This is a genomic window from Microbacterium sp. SLBN-146 (assembly GCF_006715145.1).
Taxonomy (GTDB): Bacteria; Actinomycetota; Actinomycetes; order Actinomycetales; family Microbacteriaceae; genus Microbacterium.
In genome coordinates this window covers 341,923-359,077 of record NZ_VFMR01000001.1, presented here as the reverse complement: position 1 = coordinate 359,077, position 17,155 = coordinate 341,923, and the positions used below count along the sequence as shown (strand labels likewise).

General features: G+C 70.5%; 15 protein-coding genes. 11 read left to right on the top strand and 4 right to left on the bottom strand.

Features of this window, described 5'->3' with window-relative positions; genetic code table 11:
• Nucleotides 1-5: 5 nt before the first annotated feature.
• Nucleotides 6-1,295: an ABC transporter substrate-binding protein gene (locus FBY39_RS01395; RefSeq protein ID WP_141933782.1), complete on the bottom strand. Its 1,290-nt coding sequence runs from the start codon at nucleotides 1,293-1,295 to the stop codon at nucleotides 6-8.
• 159 nt (nucleotides 1,296-1,454) lie between these two features.
• Here FBY39_RS01395 and FBY39_RS01390 point away from each other — a divergent pair, with 159 nt between their 5' ends.
• The gene (locus FBY39_RS01390) at nucleotides 1,455-2,453 is read left to right on the top strand and encodes a LacI family DNA-binding transcriptional regulator (protein ID WP_141929892.1); all 999 of its coding nucleotides are present in this window, start codon (nucleotides 1,455-1,457) and stop codon (nucleotides 2,451-2,453) included.
• Nucleotides 2,454-2,991: 538 nt separating this feature from the next.
• On the opposite strand, the gene FBY39_RS01385 is transcribed toward FBY39_RS01390, so the two are convergent.
• Nucleotides 2,992-4,164: an ROK family protein gene (locus FBY39_RS01385; protein ID WP_141929891.1), complete on the bottom strand. Its 1,173-nt coding sequence runs from the start codon at nucleotides 4,162-4,164 to the stop codon at nucleotides 2,992-2,994.
• Between the two features lie 87 nt (nucleotides 4,165-4,251).
• On the opposite strand from FBY39_RS01385, the gene xylA reads away from it, so the two are divergent.
• The 4 genes from xylA (at nucleotide 4,252) to FBY39_RS01365 (ending at nucleotide 9,304) form a co-directional block, all read left to right on the top strand.
• Complete coding sequence (xylA, locus tag FBY39_RS01380) at nucleotides 4,252-5,439, top strand: xylose isomerase (RefSeq protein ID WP_141929890.1); 1,188 nt, start codon at nucleotides 4,252-4,254, stop codon at nucleotides 5,437-5,439.
• Nucleotides 5,440-5,655: 216 nt separating this feature from the next.
• Nucleotides 5,656-6,945 (top strand): xylulokinase, encoded by a 1,290-nt coding sequence (gene xylB, locus FBY39_RS01375; protein ID WP_186336911.1) that lies wholly within the window; start codon nucleotides 5,656-5,658, stop codon nucleotides 6,943-6,945.
• A gap of 157 nt (nucleotides 6,946-7,102) precedes the next feature.
• Nucleotides 7,103-7,918, top strand: a complete 816-nt coding sequence (locus tag FBY39_RS01370) for a transposase (protein ID WP_141929889.1) — start codon at nucleotides 7,103-7,105, stop codon at nucleotides 7,916-7,918.
• Nucleotides 7,919-8,125: 207 nt separating this feature from the next.
• Nucleotides 8,126-9,304, top strand: a complete 1,179-nt coding sequence (locus FBY39_RS01365) for a lipase family protein (protein ID WP_260837387.1) — start codon at nucleotides 8,126-8,128, stop codon at nucleotides 9,302-9,304.
• A gap of 84 nt (nucleotides 9,305-9,388) precedes the next feature.
• Here the strand turns inward: FBY39_RS01365 and FBY39_RS01360 are convergent, their stop codons facing one another.
• Complete coding sequence (locus tag FBY39_RS01360) at nucleotides 9,389-10,756, bottom strand: glutamate decarboxylase (protein WP_141929888.1); 1,368 nt, start codon at nucleotides 10,754-10,756, stop codon at nucleotides 9,389-9,391.
• A 100-nt stretch (nucleotides 10,757-10,856) separates the two neighbouring features.
• Here FBY39_RS01360 and FBY39_RS01355 point away from each other — a divergent pair, with 100 nt between their 5' ends.
• Genes FBY39_RS01355 through FBY39_RS01345 form a run of 3 tightly spaced genes read left to right on the top strand, consistent with a single transcriptional unit; the run spans nucleotide 10,857 to nucleotide 13,413 of the window.
• Nucleotides 10,857-12,071 (top strand): cation:proton antiporter, encoded by a 1,215-nt coding sequence (locus FBY39_RS01355; RefSeq protein WP_141929887.1) that lies wholly within the window; start codon nucleotides 10,857-10,859, stop codon nucleotides 12,069-12,071.
• Entirely contained in the window at nucleotides 12,068-12,553 is a 486-nt protein-coding gene (locus FBY39_RS01350) for a glutaminase (RefSeq protein ID WP_141929886.1), read from the top strand. The genes FBY39_RS01355 and FBY39_RS01350 overlap by 4 nt, the downstream gene beginning before the upstream one ends.
• Before the next feature lie 53 nt (nucleotides 12,554-12,606).
• Entirely contained in the window at nucleotides 12,607-13,413 is an 807-nt protein-coding gene (locus FBY39_RS01345) for a tryptophan-rich sensory protein (protein WP_141929885.1), read from the top strand.
• A gap of 45 nt (nucleotides 13,414-13,458) precedes the next feature.
• Here FBY39_RS01345 and FBY39_RS01340 read toward each other — a convergent pair whose 3' ends face one another.
• Nucleotides 13,459-14,199, bottom strand: coding sequence for a glutamine amidotransferase-related protein (locus tag FBY39_RS01340; RefSeq protein ID WP_141929884.1), 741 nt, complete (start codon nucleotides 14,197-14,199; stop codon nucleotides 13,459-13,461).
• Between the two features lie 138 nt (nucleotides 14,200-14,337).
• Between FBY39_RS01340 and FBY39_RS01335 the strand changes: the two genes are divergently transcribed.
• The 3 genes from FBY39_RS01335 to FBY39_RS01325 are packed head-to-tail and all read left to right on the top strand — an operon-like array spanning nucleotide 14,338 to nucleotide 17,141.
• Nucleotides 14,338-14,955 (top strand): RNA polymerase sigma factor, encoded by a 618-nt coding sequence (locus FBY39_RS01335; RefSeq protein ID WP_141929883.1) that lies wholly within the window; start codon nucleotides 14,338-14,340, stop codon nucleotides 14,953-14,955.
• On the top strand, nucleotides 14,945-15,412 hold the full coding sequence (locus FBY39_RS01330; RefSeq protein ID WP_141929882.1) for a hypothetical protein: 468 nt from the start codon (nucleotides 14,945-14,947) through the stop codon (nucleotides 15,410-15,412). Before FBY39_RS01335 ends, FBY39_RS01330 begins: the two co-directional genes overlap by 11 nt.
• A 28-nt stretch (nucleotides 15,413-15,440) precedes the next feature.
• Nucleotides 15,441-17,141 (top strand): S8 family serine peptidase, encoded by a 1,701-nt coding sequence (locus FBY39_RS01325; RefSeq protein ID WP_141929881.1) that lies wholly within the window; start codon nucleotides 15,441-15,443, stop codon nucleotides 17,139-17,141.
• Nucleotides 17,142-17,155 lie beyond the last annotated feature (14 nt).

The following is a 17,155-nucleotide window of genomic DNA, read 5'->3' as shown; positions in this document are numbered from 1 at the left end:
CGAACCTAGGCCTTCGCCGCAGCATCCTGAACAGCCGCCACGATGTCCTCGGGCGTGCTGTTGCCCGCGAGCATGTCGACGACGGCGACGTTCAGTGCGTTTCCGACGTTCTGGCCGTACACGGTGTCGAGCCACTGCGTCGCGTACGGCGCCGCGTTGTAGGCCTCGAGGATCGCCTGCAGGTAGGGCTCGGTGACGGCCTCCTGCGCGACGGTGTTGACGGGCGGTGCGTTGAACGCCTCGTAGTAGGCGGTCTGCACCTCCGACGTACCGAGGTAGTTCAGGAAGTCCGCGCAGGCGGGCGGAGCATCCACCGAGCACGAGTACCCGTCGACGCCGCCCATCATCGAGCCGGGCTCGCCCTCACCGCCGGGAACCTCCGGGAACGGGAACCACGCGAGGTCGGGGAGCGGCTCCTGGTCGGGGGTCAGCGACGCGATGACGCCGGGGTTCCACGCGCCCATGAGCTCCATCGAGGCCTGACGGTTGGCGAGAAGACCGGCTGAGCTGCCGGCACCCTGCTGCGCCGACGTCGTGAGGAAGCCCGCGTTGAACGGCTCGAGGTCGGCGAAGTCCTGCAGGTCTTCTCCCGCGCGCACCCAGCACTCGTCGTCGAAGGTCATCTCGTCGGCGGCCTTCGCGAGGGTGTCCGAACTGCACTCGCGGAGGGCGAACCAGTAGTACCAGTGCGCCGCGGGCCACGCGTCCTTCGCGCCGAGCGCGACGGGGGCGATGCCGGCGGCCTTCAGCTGCTCGACCGCGCCGTCCAGTTCCTCGATCGTGGTCGGGTTCTCCGTGATCCCCGCCTCGTCGAAGAGGTCCTGGCTGTAGAACAGACCACCGGGAAGCACGGCGACGGGGAGAGCGTAGACCTTGCCGTCGAGCGTGTTGGCCGAGAATGCGGCGTCCGGAATCTCTTCCGCTGCCGGTCCCGTGATCTTGTCCGTCAGGTCCATGAGCTGGCCGGCGTTGACCATCGCGGCCATCTTGCCGCCGCCGCGCTGGAGGAAGATGTCGGGAGCGTCGCCCGAGTTGAGTGCTGTCTGGAGTTTTCCGTCGAGGTCTTCGTTCTGGACCGACTGGACGTCGATCGTGACACCGGGGTTCGCCTGTTCGAAGTCGGCGACCGTCTGGTCCCAGAACTCCGTCCCGGGTCCCGTCGTCGAGTTGTGCCAGAGGCTCATCGTGACCGAGTCGCCGTCGTTGCCGCCGTCTGTGCCGCCCGCGCATCCGCTCAGCGCGAGGGCGCCGATCACGAGAGCTGCGGAGCCGGCGAGAATCCGCTTGCCGTGCATGTGATTCACCTTTCTCCTCTTCGAGTGCCGCTGCTGCTGCAGCGTCGGTATCCGCGTTCGTCCGACTCCGGGCCCGCGGTGGTTGGAAGTGTCGCAAGGGCCCCGGAGGCTGTCAAACGTTTTCGAAAACGGTTTCCATGCGATAGGTTCGGCGTCACGATGACACGCCGCACCACGATCCACGATGTCGCCGCCGAGGCGGGCGTCTCCGTCGCCACAGTGTCGAAGGCCGTCAACGGGCGATACGGCGTCGCGGAAGACACCGTCTCGCGCGTGCTCGCCGCCGTCGAGAAGCTCGGCTACGAGTCGAGTCTCGTGGCCAGCAGCATGCGGTCGCGTCGCACGGGCGTCATCGGCGTGCTCGTGCCCGACTTCGAACCCTTCAGCGCCGAAGTGCTCAAGGGTGTCGGCGCCGCGCTCAACGGCTCGTCGTACGACGTCGTCGCCTACGCCGGCGTCCGCCACCATGCCTCGACAGGGTGGGAGCGTCGCTCGCTCCAGCGGCTCTCCGGGACGCTCATCGACGCCGCGATCATGGTCACTCCCACGGTGCTCACGCCCTCCATCGACATCCCGGTCGTCGCCGTCGACCCGCATACGGGCGACGGCGACTTCCCGACCGTCGCGTCGGACAGCTTCGGCGGTGCGCTCCAGGCGACGCGTTACCTCCTCGACCTCGGACACCGCCGCATCGGCTTCCTCGCGGGCCGCCCCGACCTGCGCTCGGCCCAGTTGCGGGAAGCCGGCTATCGGCAGGCGCTCGCCGATGCCGGCATCCCCTTCGATCCCGCGCTCGTCGCGGAGGGACGATACGACGCGGATGCCGCGGCCGAAGCCGCCCGGACGCTGTTGTCGTCCGCGCCCCCGACCGCCGTCTTCGCTGCGAACGACCTGTCGGCGCTCGCGGTCCTGGACGTCGCGGCATCCCTCGGACTCGACGTTCCCGGCGACCTGTCCATCGTCGGGTTCGACGACATCCCCGAAGCCTCCCGGCGCACCCCCGCCATGACGACGGTGCGCCAGCCCATGCACCGGCTCGGAGTCGTCGCGGCGCAGTTCGCCACGGCCATGCTCAACGGGCAGCCTCCCGAGCAGCCGCGCGTCATCCTGCCGACGAAGCTCATCCCGCGCGCGACGACCGCGCCCCCGCGCGCCTGATTCCCCGACCCCCGGGCCCGCTTCGCAGGTTTGCGGGCTGCGGTGGGTGGGGCGCGGCTGTGTGGGGCTTGTGCGGTGGGGCGTCGTCGGGCGCGGTGGGGCGTGGATCGACGCGGGTTGGTGGGGCTTGCGGCTGTGTGGGGCGTGGTCCGTCGTGGTGGGGCGTGGATTGCGCGCCCCGCGCGGACGGAGTGCGCCCCGTGCGGTGAGGGGGCTCCTGCCACCCGCAGTCGGGCGTGTGGTTGCGGTGGGGGCTCGCCGGTGGGGGTTTGGGGCGTGGCCCGGCGCGGTGGGGCGCGGTGTGGTGGGGCTTGCGGCTGTGGGGGCGTGGTTCGGCGCGGTGGGGCGTGGATTGTGCGCCCCGCGCGGACGGAGTGCGCCCCGTGCGGTGAGGGGGCTCCTGCCACCCGCAGTCGGGCGTGTGGTTGCGGTGGGGGCTCGCCGGTGGGGGTTTGGGGCGTGGCCCGGCGCGGTGGGGCGCGGATTGTGCGCCCCGCGCGGACGGAGTGCGCCCCGCGCGGACGGAGGGTGCCGCGGGTCAGGCGGGCGGCGCAGCGGTGGGGTCGCGCAGCAGGTCGGCGAACGCGGCCTCCGCGGCTCCGATCAGCAGTCGGTCGTCGGCGAGGGCGGCGACGCGGATCTCCAGTCCTTCCATGTTCGCAGGCATCGCCTGGGCGGCGACTCCCGCAAGGAGCGCGTCGGGGTCCAGGCTCGCGAGCGTCGCGAGAAAGCCGCCGAGCACGACGACCGACGGATTGAGCACGTTGACGGCATTGGCGAGAGCAGTCGAGAGGATGCGTCGCTGCCGCAAGACCTCCTCCGCGACATCTGCATCGGTCGAGGCGCCGAGGGCGGCGGAGAGCGCCGCGTCGTCGGCCGACGGGAGCTGGAGCACGGAGAGGAGACGCGCGCGGCTGACCTCGTCCTCCAGGACGCCGCCCTCCGCCCTCCGGTCTCCCGGAGCCCCGATGCCGGGCCGGTTCTGACCGAATTCACCCGCGTATCCGCCGGCGCCGGGCACCGGCATCCCTCCGACGACCAGGCCGCCGCCGATACCGCTCGCGCCGCCGTTGAGATACACGACGTCGTCGATGCCGCGCGCCGCGCCGAAGAGGTGCTCGGCGAGCACACCGAGGCTCGCGTCGTTGCCGATGACGGTGGGAAGCCCGGTCGCGACCCCGACGAGCTCTCCCAGCGGTTCGTCGATCCACCCGAGGTGCGGGGCGTCGCGTACGAGTCCGTCGGAGGCGCGGACGAGCCCCGGGATCGCGAGGCCTGCGCTGACGACGCGCGCGTCGGGATTCGCCTCCCGCCAGGTCGCCGTGCGCTCGGCGATGAGCGTGGCCGTCTCGTGGGGTGTGAGGAGGTGGTCGACCTCGATCCGCTCCCGATGACGGATGCCGCGGTCCAGGCCCACGACGGCGATCGTGAGCGCGTCGACCTCGGGGTTGGCGGCGATCGCGACGACGCGAGAGTCGGCGCCGACGAGGGGAGACGGGCGGCCCACCCGCCGAGAGGGATCGGGTGCGCGCTCCTCGACGAGATGCTCGCGGACGAGCTCGCCCACGAGGTCGGCGATGGTGGATCGGTTGAGGCCGGTCGACTCCGTGAGGGCTGCGCGAGAGAGCGGCCCGTCGATGTGGACGAGTCGCAGGAGGCGCGCGAGGTTGCGCTGGCGTACGCCTTCGGCGCTGGGAACGGAGTCGCTCATTCTCTTCACTGTAGGGGTTGGCGAAGCATCCGTCATGGTATAGGTTGTTGCCAACAACAATTGTTCACCGATGAACTCAGGAGCACCATGCCCACCCCCACACGCGACGACAAGTTCTCGTTCGGACTCTGGACCGTCGGCTACAACGGCACCGACCCGTTCGGCGGCCCGACGCGCCACCCGCTCGATGTCGTCCACGCCGTCGAGAAGCTCGCTGAACTCGGCGCCTACGGACTCACGTTCCACGACGACGACCTCTTCGCCTTCGGCTCGACCGACGCCGAGCGTCAGACGCAGATCGACCGCCTGAAGGGCGCGCTCGCCGACACGGGCCTCATCATCCCGATGGTCACGACCAACCTCTTCTCGGCACCCGTCTTCAAGGACGGGGGCTTCACGGCCAACGATCGCGACGTCCGCCGCTTCGCCCTCCGCAAGGTGTTCCGCCAGCTCGACCTCGGCGCCGAGCTCGGAGCCAAGACCTTCGTCATGTGGGGTGGCCGCGAGGGTGCCGAGTACGACTCGGCCAAGGACATCCGGCAGGCGCTCGAGCGTTACCGCGAGGCCGTCAACCTGCTCGGCGACTACGTCACCGACAAGGGCTACGACATCCGCTTCGCGATCGAGCCGAAGCCCAACGAGCCCCGCGGTGACATCCTGCTGCCGACCCTCGGACACGCGATCGCCTTCATCGACTCCCTCGAGCGGCCCGAACTGGTGGGCCTCAACCCCGAGGTCGGGCACGAGCAGATGGCGGGCCTCAACTTCGCCGCGGGCATCGCGCAGGCGCTGTACCACGGCAAGCTCTTCCACATCGACCTCAACGGCCAGCGCGGCATCAAGTACGACCAGGACCTCGTCTTCGGCCACGGTGACCTGCACAACGCGTTCGCGCTCGTCGACCTGCTCGAGAACGGCGGCCCCGGCGGCGTCCCCGCCTACGACGGCCCGCGCCACTTCGACTACAAGCCCTCGCGCACCGAGGACGAGGTCGGAGTGTGGGAGTCGGCCGCCGCCAACATGCGCACGTACCTGCTGCTGAAGGAGCGCGCCGCGGCCTTCCGCGCCGACCCCGAAGTGCAGGAGGCGCTCGCCGCCGCGAAGGTCGACGAGCTGTCGACCCCGACGCTCAACGAGGGTGAGACGTACGAGGACTTCCTCGCGGACCGCTCCGCGTACGAGGACTTCGACGCGACCGTCTACCTCGGCGGCAAGGGCGGCGGCTTCGTCCGGCTGCAGCAGCTCGCGACCGAGCACCTGCTCGGCGCTCGCTGACCCGCACACCACCTCGCGCCGTACCCGGCCCCTGGCTCCGCGCCCGGGCTCGGGTACGGCGCACCGGGCTCCGGGCCGCAGCGCCGATCCGCGCGCCGATCCGCGAGACTGCACCCGGGACCCGAGACAGCACGCGCGGACCGCAGTCTCGGCCGCAAGATGCAGTCTCGCGGTCTGCTCGGGCTCGAAAGGCCACATCAACGAAAGAGGAGAGCGATGACGCTCGTCATGGGAGTCGACTCGTCGACGCAGTCGTGCAAGGTCGTGATCACGGATGCCACGACAGGCGCCGTCGTCCGCGAAGGGCGCGCCGTCCACCCCGCCGGCACGTCGGTCGACCCCGAGGCGTGGTGGATCGCGCTGCGTGAGGCGATCTCCGCGGCCGGAGGACTCGACGACGTCGCCGCCTGGGCGATCGGCGGTCAGCAGCACGGGATGGTCGCCCTCGACGCCGACGGCCGCGTCATCCGCGACGCGCTGCTGTGGAACGACACCCGCTCGGCAGGGGCGGCGAACGACCTCATCGCCGAGTTCGGCGCCGACGAGCTCGCCCGGCGGACGGGGCTCGTGCCCGTGGCATCCTTCACGATCACGAAACTCCGCTGGCTGCGCGACAACGAACCCGACAACGCCGCCCGCGTCGCCGCGGTCGCCCTGCCGCACGACTGGCTCACGTGGCGGCTCCGCGGCTTCGGCCCCGACAACCCCGTGCTCGACGAGCTCGTCACCGACCGCTCCGACGCATCGGGGACGGGCTACTGGGACCCGGCGACGGGAGGCTACGACCGCGCACTGCTCGAGGCCGCTCTCGGACACGATGCCGTCCTGCCGCGAGTGCTCGACGCCGACGGATTCGTGACGGATGCCGCGGGCCGCCGTGTCGGCGGAGGGGCGGGCGACAACGCGGGTGCTGCCCTCGGGCTCGGTGCTCGCGCGGGCGACGTCGTCGTCTCGATCGGCACGAGCGGAACCGTCTTCGCCGTGAGCGACGAGCGCACGATCGACCCGTCGGGGACGGTCGCGGGCTTCGCCGACTGCACGGGACGCTTCCTGCCGCTCGTCGCGACGCTCAACGCCGCGCGCGTCCTCGACGCGATCGCGCGGCTACTCGGGGTCGACCACGGCGAGCTTTCGCGGCTCGCGCTCGCGGCCGAGCCCGGCGCCGGCGGGCTGACGCTCGTCCCGTACTTCGAGGGCGAGCGGACCCCGAATCTTCCTGACGCGACGGCCTCCCTCACGGGCATGACCCTCGCCTCGACGACCCGCGAGAACCTCGCGCGCGCAGCCGTCGAAGGCATGCTGTCGGGCCTCGGAGCGGGACTCGAAGCTTTGCGGGCGCTCGGCGTTCCGCTCGAACGGGCCCTTCTCATCGGCGGAGGCGCGCAGTCCGAAGCCGTGCGCCGCATCGCGCCGCTCGTCCTGGGGCTTCCCGTGGAGCTGCCGCAGCCGGGCGAGTACGTCGCGCTGGGTGCCGCGCGGCAGGCGGCCGCCGTCCTCGCGGTCTGAGATCGGTCCGAACCGGCCTGTCCGGCTCCGCCGCGTTCAGAATTCAGTCTGGACAACGTGTTCTCATGCGTGCAGCCGCGGGATTCCGGCGGCCGTCGGGAGTGCCGGCGGCAGCGAGACTGAATTGTGAACGCGCAACGGGGGAGACAATGGGCTGATGGATGCCGTTGAGGTCGATGCCATCGCGGCGGAGCTCTACGCGCTGCCGCCGGCGGAGTTCACCGCGGCCCGCAACGCCCGCGCGAGCGGGCCCGAAGCCCGTGCCGTCAAAGCCCTCCGCAAGCCGACCGCTGCGGCGTGGGCCGTCAATCTCCTCGTCCGCGACGGGCAGCTGGCCGACGCCGTCGAGCTGTCGGCGGCGCTCCGGGAGGCCCAGGACGACCTCGACGCGGCGGAGCTCGCGCGGCTCGGACGTCAGCGGCGCGCGCTCGTCTCGGCTCTCGCCGTCCGCGCGGCGACACTCGCCGAGGACGCCGGAGTCACGCTCAGCGCCGCGGCACGTGAGGATGTCGAGAAGACGATCAATGCGGCGGTGGTGGATGCCGTGGCGGCCGCCGCCGTGCTGACGGGGCGGCTCGTCAAGCCGCTCGAGGCGGGCTCGCTAGACGACCTCTCCGACACCGTCGGCGGGTCGCTCCCGGGGGTTGCAGCGCCCCCGCCGCGCGACGACCTGTCGGAGCGTCGGGCTCGCAAGGCCGCCGAGAAGGCCGCCCGCGAGGCCGAACGGATTGCGAACGAAGCCGAGCGCGAGAGGGTCCGTGCCGCAGCGCAGCGTGACAAGGCCCGCGAGCGCCTCGATCACCTGCGGGAGCGCGTCGACGAACTGCGCCGCGACCTCGAGCGCGTCGAAGCGGAGGCGACCGAAGCCGAGGAGCGGCTCGCGACCCGCGAGAAGGAGCTTGCGGATGCCGCGGCGGCAGTGCGCACCGCGGAGTCCGCCGCGCGCGCCGCTCACCCTCGGCCGTCCGAGTAGGGGGCCGGATCTCGATACGCGCGCTCCGCGCGCTACTCGATCAGCGGGGTGGGGCGCGGGTTGATGCGCTGGGGCGCGAACTGTGCGCCCCGACTGTACGAAGGGCACCCCGAGCCGGGCGGGGCGGCGTCGATCAGGGCGCGCGGTGCGTCGAGGCGGCGAGATCTGTAGCATCCGGTCTGTGGAGAATCCCAGGAACACGTCAGCGTGAGGAACGGCCACCGGATCGTCGCCGGGTTCTTTGCCGCAGCGCTCGCCATCATCGGCGGACTCGTCGCGGTCGAGGGTGTGCGGATCGCAGGGGACGCGCTCGAGCGCCCCGGCATCGACGCCTTCTACGAGCAGCCCGACGGTGCTCTCGACGGTGCCCCGGGAACGATCGTGAAGGCCGACCAGCTGCTCGGTGCGCCGCTCGCCTCGCGGGCGTGGCGCATCATGTACCGCACGACCGACGTCCACGGCGAGCCGGTGGTCTCGACGGGCGTGCTCATCGTGCCGCTGACGCCCGCGCCGCCGGGTGGCCGCACGGTCCTGTCGTGGGCGCACCCGACGACTGGTGCCGCGCGACAGTGCGCCCCGTCGTACGGGTTCGACCCGTTCGTCGGCATCGAAGGCCTCCGGTCACTTCTCGACCGCGGGTACGCCGTCGTGGCGACCGACTATGTCGGGATGGGCACGGAAGGCCCGGACTCCTACCTGGTCGGGGTCACGGGCGGCAACGCCGTGCTCGATGCCGTCCGTGCGGCGCAGGCGATCCCGCAGAGTCAGGCGAGCGACCGCGTCGTGCTGTGGGGGCACTCGCAGGGCGGGGCCGCCGTCCTGTTCGCGGCGCAGCAGGCGACCGAGTACGCGCCGGAACTTCAGATCGAAGCCGTCGCTGCGGCGGCGCCCGCGGCCAATCTCGTCGACCTCATGCAGGCGCACCTCGACGACATCTCCGGCGTCACGATCGGCTCGTACGCGTTCACGGCTTTCGCAGAGGTCTACGACGAACCGATCGCCGACATCCTCACTCCCGAGGCGCTCGAGGTGGTCCCGAAGATGAACGACATCTGCCTCCTCGCGAACATCGGCGAGCTCCACGCGATGGGCGACGCGCTCGTCGGGGACTTCACCGTCGCCGACCCCACGACGACCGAACCGTGGAAGTCGCTCCTCGAGCAGAACTCCGCGGGCGCGACGGCGTTCGACGCGCCGCTCTTCATCGCGCAGGGACTCGACGACGAACTCGTCGTGCCCGCCGACTCGAAGGCGTTCGCCGAGCACGAGGCATCCCTCGGCATGTGGGTGACGTACCACGAGATCTCGTTCGCCACCCATGGCACGGTGGCCTACCTCGCACTTCCCGGCCTCTTGCAGTGGCTCGACCGCGTGGGGGCGCGCTGACGACGGATGCCGCGGGCCGGGGCCGTACGCGGGGGTCGATCTCGATACGCGCGCTCCGCGCGCTCCTCAATAGCGGGGGTGGCGTCAGTGGCGGAAGCCGGGGGCGGGAGCCATGACGGGCATGGCTGAGGGAAGGGCGTCGAGGTACGCGGTCTCAGCCTCGATGTCGGCGAGAAGCTGTGCGGCCAGGTCCATGCTGAGGCCGTTCCGCACGACGATCCGCTGCACCGTGAGGTCGGACATGCCGTCGGGCATGGGATAGGTGGGCACGAGCCAGCCCTTCATGCGCAGCCGATCGGACAGGTCGTAGAGCGTCCAGTTCGACGTGTGCCCGTCCCTCAGACGCCACGCGAAGACGGGGATGTCGCTTCCGTCGTTCCACAGTTCGAACGCGTCGAGCTTCGCGATTCCCGCCGAGAGGTAGAGGGCGACGTCCTGCGACGACTTCTGCATCTCGACGTAGCCGCTGAAGCCGAGCCGCAGGAACAGATAGTACTGCAGCACGATCTGCGCGCCGGCGCGCGAGAAGTTGAGCGCGAACGTCGGCATCTCGCCGCCGAGATAGCTCACCGTGAAGACGAGATCCTCGGGGAGCCACTTCGCTTCGCGCCACACGACCCACCCGACGCCGGGGTAGACGGCGCCGTACTTGTGTCCCGAAGTCGAGATCGAGTGGACCCGCTCGAGGCGGAAGTCCCATACGAGGTCGGGTTGGAGGAACGGCGCGATCATCCCACCCGAGGCCCCGTCGATGTGGATCGGGATGTCGAGCCCCGTCGTGCGCTGCACCTCGTCGAGGGCTGCCGCGATCTCGGTCACCGGCTCGTACATGCCCGTGTACGTGACGCCCATGATGGCGACGACGCCGATCGTGTTCTCGTCGATGTACGACGCGAGATCGTGTCCGTCGAGCACTTTGTGCTCGTCCGAGATGGGTACCATCCGCGCCTCGACGTCCCAGTAGTTGCAGAACTTCTCCCAGCACACCTGGACGGCGGCGCTCATGACGAGGTTGGGCTTCTCGGTCGAGGCGCCCGCCGCGCGCCGCGCGTGCTGCCAATTGCGCTTGAGCGCGAGGCCCGCGAGCATGCACGCTTCACTCGACCCCGTCGTCGACGTGCCGATCGTGTCGGCGGGGCTCGGGGCGTGCCAGAGGTCGGCGAGCATCTGCCAGCAACGCTCTTCGATCGCCGCCGTGCTGGGGTACTCGTCCTTGTCGATCATGTTCTTGTCGTACGCCTCGGCGTAGAGGCGGTTCGCGTGGTCGTCCATCCAGGTCGTCACGAACGTCGCGAGGTTGAGCCGTGCGTTGCCGTCGAGCATCGTCTCGTCGTGCACCACTTGATAAGCGGTCGACGGCAGCATGCCCTCGTCGGGGAAGCGATCCGGACGCCGGAGCGCTGTCTCACCGGGACGGTCGAATGTCGGGGGCAGGCCGTGATACTCGGGCATCCGAGCTCCTTTCGAGGGCGTCTGGTTCCACCGTGGCATGGCGGGGGTGCGAACGCGTACTGTTCCGTGCGGATCGCTCGCGCGCCGCTACCCTGATCCCGTGGACGACCTCGAGCCGACGCTGCTGCTCATCCCGCTCCTGGCGGTGCTGGCGCCGCTGCTCGCGCGCGGTCTCGGCCGGTGGGTGCGGGTCCCGATCGTCGTGTTCGAGCTCCTCCTGGGCATCGCGATCGGTCCGAGCCTGCTCGGATGGGCCGAGCCGTCGGCCTTCGTCGACACCCTGGCCGAGTTCGGCGTCGCGATGCTGTTCTTCGTCGCGGGCACCGAGATCGAGTTCTCGGCCTTCCGCGGACGCACGGGACGCAACGCCGGGTTCGGCTGGCTCATCAGCCTCGCGGCGGGGGTCGGGCTCGGATGGGTGCTCGCTCCGGGTGAGGCGGCGATCATCATCGGCATCGCGCTGAGTTCGACGGCCCTCGGCACGATCCTCCCGATCCTCCGCGACAGCGGCGACCTGAAGACGCCGTTCGGCCGCTCCGTCGGCGCGATCGGCGCCGTCGGCGAGTTCGGTCCGCTGATCGCGATCTCGGTGTTCCTCGGTGGTCGGGATCCCGGGATCTCGACGGTGATCCTCGCCATCTTCGCGTTCGTCGCGGGCCTCGCGATCCTCCTCGCCTTCCGCGTCCCGGCCGGCGCGATGCACCGGTTCGTGAACTCGACGCTGCACACATCGGGACAGTTCGCCGTGCGCCTCGTCTTCCTCGTCCTGTCCGTGCTCGTCGCGCTCAGCATGGTGCTCGACCTCGACATCCTCCTCGGAGCGTTCACCGCCGGGATCGTGTGGCGCCTCATGATGAGGGATGCCGCGGAGTCCGACCGCGAGGCGGTCGAGAGCAAGATCGAGGCCGTCGCGTTCGGCTTCCTCGTCCCGGTGTTCTTCATCTACACGGGCGTGACGTTCGACCTCGCGGCGCTTCTCGCGGAGCCCCTCCTGCTCGTGGCTGTACCGCTCACGGTCGTCGCACTGATCGTCGTGCGCGGCATCCCGTCGATGCTCGTCGCACCCCCGGGATCATCGCGCTCGGACCGGGTCGCCGTCGGGCTTCTCGGCGCGACGGGGCTTCCGATCATCGTCGCCGTCACGGCGATCGGCGTCGAAGAACAGGTCATCACGTCGGCGACGGCGTCGGTCCTGGTTGGGGCGGGGATGCTCTCGGTGCTGCTTCTTCCTCTCATCGCGACGACGCTGCGGCGGCGTTCGACGGGATCCGCGGAGCCCGTCCGCGAACCGGCCCAGGAGGACGACCTCGCGTGAGCGCGGTCGACCTCTTCCAGGCGGCCCGTGAGCGGCTGGCGGAAGTTGCACGCGAGGGGCTCGGCGAGCTCGTTCAGCCGCGGCGTCTCCTCGGCATCCCTCGGGCTCCGCGGATCGTCCCGCGCGGTTCGGCCTGGCACGTCGGCGTGCTGCTCGTGGGTGAGGAGGACGTCTTCGCGGTCGGCGACATCCTGCGCGCCCACGCCGAGGTGCGCCGCGGCTTCACCGCGGAGTCGCAGCGGCAGCGTGCCGCGCTCGCCGCCGCTGCGTTCCGGGGTGGGTTCGACGAAGGCGCGACGGTGCACATCGGCTGGCAGCGGCTCGATCCCACCGCCGTCGACGGGGGAGCGGCATCCGGCCCTCTCGCCCTCGTCGGCGGGGTGCCGAGCGTGCGCTGGAGTGCGTCCGGTGGCTTCGCTCCGCTCGCCGGGTACCTCGAGGAGAGGATCTCCCTCGTGCGCACTCCGCCCCCAGGCGCGTGAGTCGCGGTGTCAACCCCGTGACGACGGGGCGTTCGAGCGCGTACGGTCGAGGTATGCAGAGCACAGGCAAGGATCTCGCCCGTCAGATCGTGGTCATCTCGACGGCGGTGTTCATGCTGATCGCCTCACTCGTCGGCAGCGGCGTCCTCGGCGGGACGCCCGTCCAGGAGCTTCAGGACGGCGCACTCGCCGCGGACGGCTCGCTCCTCGCCCCCGCGAGCCCCGCCTTCTCGATCTGGAGCGTCATCTACGTCCTGCTCATCGGGTACGCGATCTGGCAGGCCCTCCCGGGTCAGCGGGCGCGCGAGCGCCAGCGGGCGCTCGGCTGGTGGATCGCGCTGTCGATGGTGTTCAACGGGCTATGGCTCGTGCTCGCCCAGTTCGCGACCCTCCCCCTGACGGTCGCCGGGATCGTTGCGCTCCTCATCGTGCTCTGCATCACCTTCCAGCGCACCGTCGTCTACCCGGCCGAGGGCCTCTTCGACTCGCTCCTCATCGACGGATCGACGGGCCTCCACCTCGGCTGGGTGTCGCTCGCGACGGTCGCGAACACGTCCGCGTGGCTCACCGCCGAGGGGCCGTCCTCGTGGGAGTCGTTCGGAACGACGGCCGGTGTCCTCGTGCTCATCGTCGTGGGTCTCATCGGTCTCGCCCTGACGTGGCGGAGCGGATGGCGGATCGCCCCCGCGCTCGCACTCGGGTGGGGTCTGTCGTGGCTGGCCGTCGGCCGCCTGCAGCTCGAGCCGCACGACACCGCGATCGGCGTGACGGCCGCAATCGTCGCCGTCGTCATCCCCTTGGTCGCGATCCTCGGAACCGTCTCCTCCCGCCTCGTCGGCGCGCGGAACGCCGGCGCCTGACCGCCTCGACGGCCATCTCGGTGGCGGCCGTCTCGGTGGCACAGGTCAGACGGGCGCGAAGGTCTTCGCGAAGGCCCGGAGCAGTCGGACGGGTTCCGTGAGGGATGCCGCATGCACGCGCGCGGCGATCGTGTCGAAGTCGCTCGCGGCGAAGTAGCCGTCGTCGCGGTAGACCGCCATCCGCTCCGTGAACGCCTTCGCGGTCGGTTCGGGGTGGAACTGCGTCGCATAGAGCCGGTCGCCCGCGCGGTAGGCCTGCACGGGGCATCCCTCGTTCGTCGCGAGCAGCGTCGCGCCGGGAGGGAGGCTCTCGGAGCCTTCTTTGTGCGCCGTGAGTGCCGCGAAGCGGCGCGCGAGCCCGCCGAAGACCGGGTCGGTCGCGGCATCCGGAGTGAGCTCGATCGTGACGGGACCCGTGTCTTCGGGATACGCGCGGCTCACGGTGCCGCCCAGCACCCGCGTCACGACGCCGATGCCGTAGCACGTGAAGAGCGCCGCCGTGCGGCGTTCGAGTGCGGCTTCCGCGATTCGCGCGAGATCCGCTTCGAGGCGCCGCTGCGCGTCGGTCTTGGTCGACTCCGGATCGGCGACGTTGAAGGGACTCCCGCCGACGAGGATGCCGCTGAACCGGTCGAAGACATCGTGGGGGAGCGGCTCGCGCACGAGGTCGTGCTGCGCGATCATGCCCGGCTCGAACCGCGTGGCGGCGCGAAACGACTCGTACTCCGCAGCAGCTGCGCCCTGCTGAGGCCGGACGCAGACATAGAGAAGCGGCGCCGACGTCATGGCGCGATTCTAGATCGGTCGACGCGGCGCCGCGAGCCGTGTGTCATCCGGCGAAAGCGCACCCGCAAGAGAATCCCGCCCGACATGTATCACGCGGGATCTATCGCGCTCTGGGCAGGTGTGGACAGAATGGGCGCTATGACGCACGCTGGGGCCGAGTCGTCCGCCTCCGACGCTGAGCCGACGCGGTGGGAACGCGCCGGCGAGTCCTTCGAGAGGTGGCGAGAGGGCGACAGTCGGGCCATGGACGAACTCGTCCGTCTCATGACGCCCGTCCTGTGGCACGTCGTGCGCGCGTACGGTCTCGACAGTGCCCTGGCGGAAGACGTCGTGCAGACGACGTGGATGACGCTCGTCCGCACGCACGCGTCGATCCACGAGCCGAAGGCGGTGTCGGGCTGGCTCACGATGTGCGCGCGACGCGAGGCCTGGCGCGTGGGCAAGCAGCACCGCCGCGCCGACGCGACCGAGGTCGAGACCCTCGAACCGCACCTGCCCGTGACGGAGTCCGCCGAGCAGACCGCCGCGCGAGACGACGAGGCCCGGCGCCTGTGGGATGCCGTCAGCCACCTGGACGCGCGATGCCAGCGCCTCCTGCGCGTCGTCGCGTTCGAAGAACGGCCCGACTACGCACGGATCGCACAAGACCTGTCGATGCCCATCGGATCGATCGGACCGACACGCCAGCGCTGTCTGGGAAAGCTTCGCACTCGCATCGAGAGCGACGGGTGGGGGGGAGACCGCCATGGAAACTGAGGACTTCGCCGCGGACGCGGCGATCTTCGCACGACTGCGGGGAGTGTGGGAGGACGTCGATCCGATGCCCACCGACCTCGTCGACCGGATGGTCGCGGCCGTCGCCGTCGCCGACCTGACCCGCGAATACGCCCTGCTGACGCTCGTCGAGGAGTCGCAACTGGCTGCCGTCCGCAGCGACACCGACACCGCGACACTGCAGTTCAGCGACGGATCGACGACCGTGCTGCTGCATGTGACGGCGACTGACGGGCACCGCCGCATCGACGGCTGGGTGGATGCCGCGGCGCTGGCGATCCGTCTGGTGCAGGGCGACAGCGAGATCGCCGCCACGGCCACCGAACACGGCCGATTCTCTTTCGACGACGTCCCGCCCGGCGTCTGCCGCCTGCGGCTCGTCGTGAAGGAGACGTCGGGCGACCTCCGCGACTTCCAGACCCCGCAGTTCGAGGTCTGACCACCCCCACCCGAGAGGCAACACCACGATGGCCGCAGTCGAACCCACCGGATCGTGGCGCGCACGCGAGGTCGCGAGCGCTCCGAAAGGGGTCGTGCTCGATCCGCAGCGCGACTCCGTTCCCGGGATCACCTCGTTCCCCACCCTGTACGCGCGGGGACACTTGCTCATCTCGGGTGCGACGGACGCCGCTCGGGTGTCTCTGCAGGAGGCTGCGGAAGAACTCGGGTGGGACGTCGAGCTCGAGCAGGTCCGCGACGGTGAGACGCCGCTCACGCGGGCGCGCATCGTCGAGTCGCCGAAGCCACGTCGCGACGACGAGCCCGTCGCGCAGGTCGATGCGTGGCGTCTCCTGCAGCAAGCGCGCCGCCGGGTGCTCGAGCGGGCGCTGCTGAAGCGGCGATCCAGGGGCCGCGATGCCGACGGAGAGGATGCCGTCGCCCGGGTCAAGCGCGCGGTCGCGCTCGCGGCATCCCGCTCCCTCGATCCCGACGTCGATCCCCGCGATTTCGCCGAGGAACGCCGGGCCATCATCGCCGATGAGACGCTCCGGCGCGTCGGCCTCGATCACGTCCTCGTGGTCGATCCGATCGGGGTGAATCCGCACGGTCGGACGAATCCGCATGGGCGGACGAACCCGCACGGGAGGACGAACCCGCACGGGAGGACGAATCCCGCGGGCACCGAGGGCTGTGCCTACGCCGGCACGGGTGGCTTGGAGATCGTGGACTTCGTCGGTGCCGCGCCGGTGCGACGAGGGGTCGCGAAAGGCGGTCGACGGCCGGTGGTCGCCTACTTCGACACGGGCTGCGGAGACCACTCGTGGTTCGTCGACGACATCGGGTCCGACCCGATCATCGTCAGGAACCTGCCGTCTCCCACGCGTCCGGGCACGGTCATCGGCGTCGAGGATCCGGCAACGGACCCCGAGGTGCACGGCGACCAGGCGGGTCCGCGCGATGGCTTCCTCGATGATGCCGCCGGACACGGGACCTTCGTCGCCGGGATCATCCGGCAGGCGGCTCCCGACGCACGCATCGTCGCGATCCGGATCGCGGACAGCAACGGAACCGTGCTCGAGAGCGAGCTCATCGACGCCGTCGAAGAGCTCGCCGCGTGGGCCGAGAAGGGGAATCCCGTTGATGTCGTGAACTTCTCGCTCGGCTACTACCACGAGACCCCCGAGGACGGACTCTTCAGCGAGCGGCTCTACGACGCGCTTCGCCGGCTCCGTGCGGGTGGCACGATCATCGTCTGCTCCGCGGGCAACGACGCGACCGACCGTCCGTCATTCCCCGCGGCGCTGTACGAGTGGGGCGATCCGGACCTCAGCTTCGAGGAGGCCGGTGTTGCTGGGAGGCACCTCGCGATCGGAGCTCTGAACCCGCAGCGCACATCCGTCGCGCTGTACAGCAACATCGGGAAGTGGGTCACGGCGTACGCGCCCGGTACGTCGGTTCTCAGCGCGTTCCCCTCGTTGACGGGAGGCGTCCAGGCAGGCTCCCGCGCCGATCTGTACGACCGCCGCAGACAGAGCCTGGATCCCGACGATCACTCGGGCGGGTTCGCGATCTGGAGCGGCACGTCGTTCGCGTCACCGTACGTCGCGGGCAGGATCGCGGCATCCCTCGCCGACGGGCTGCTGTCGGGCTCGATCAGCGCGCCGACATCGGACGCCCTCGAGGGCACTCTCGCCGCGCTCGACGAGGAGGATCACTCCCGGGTCTGAGCTGGTGCCATTTC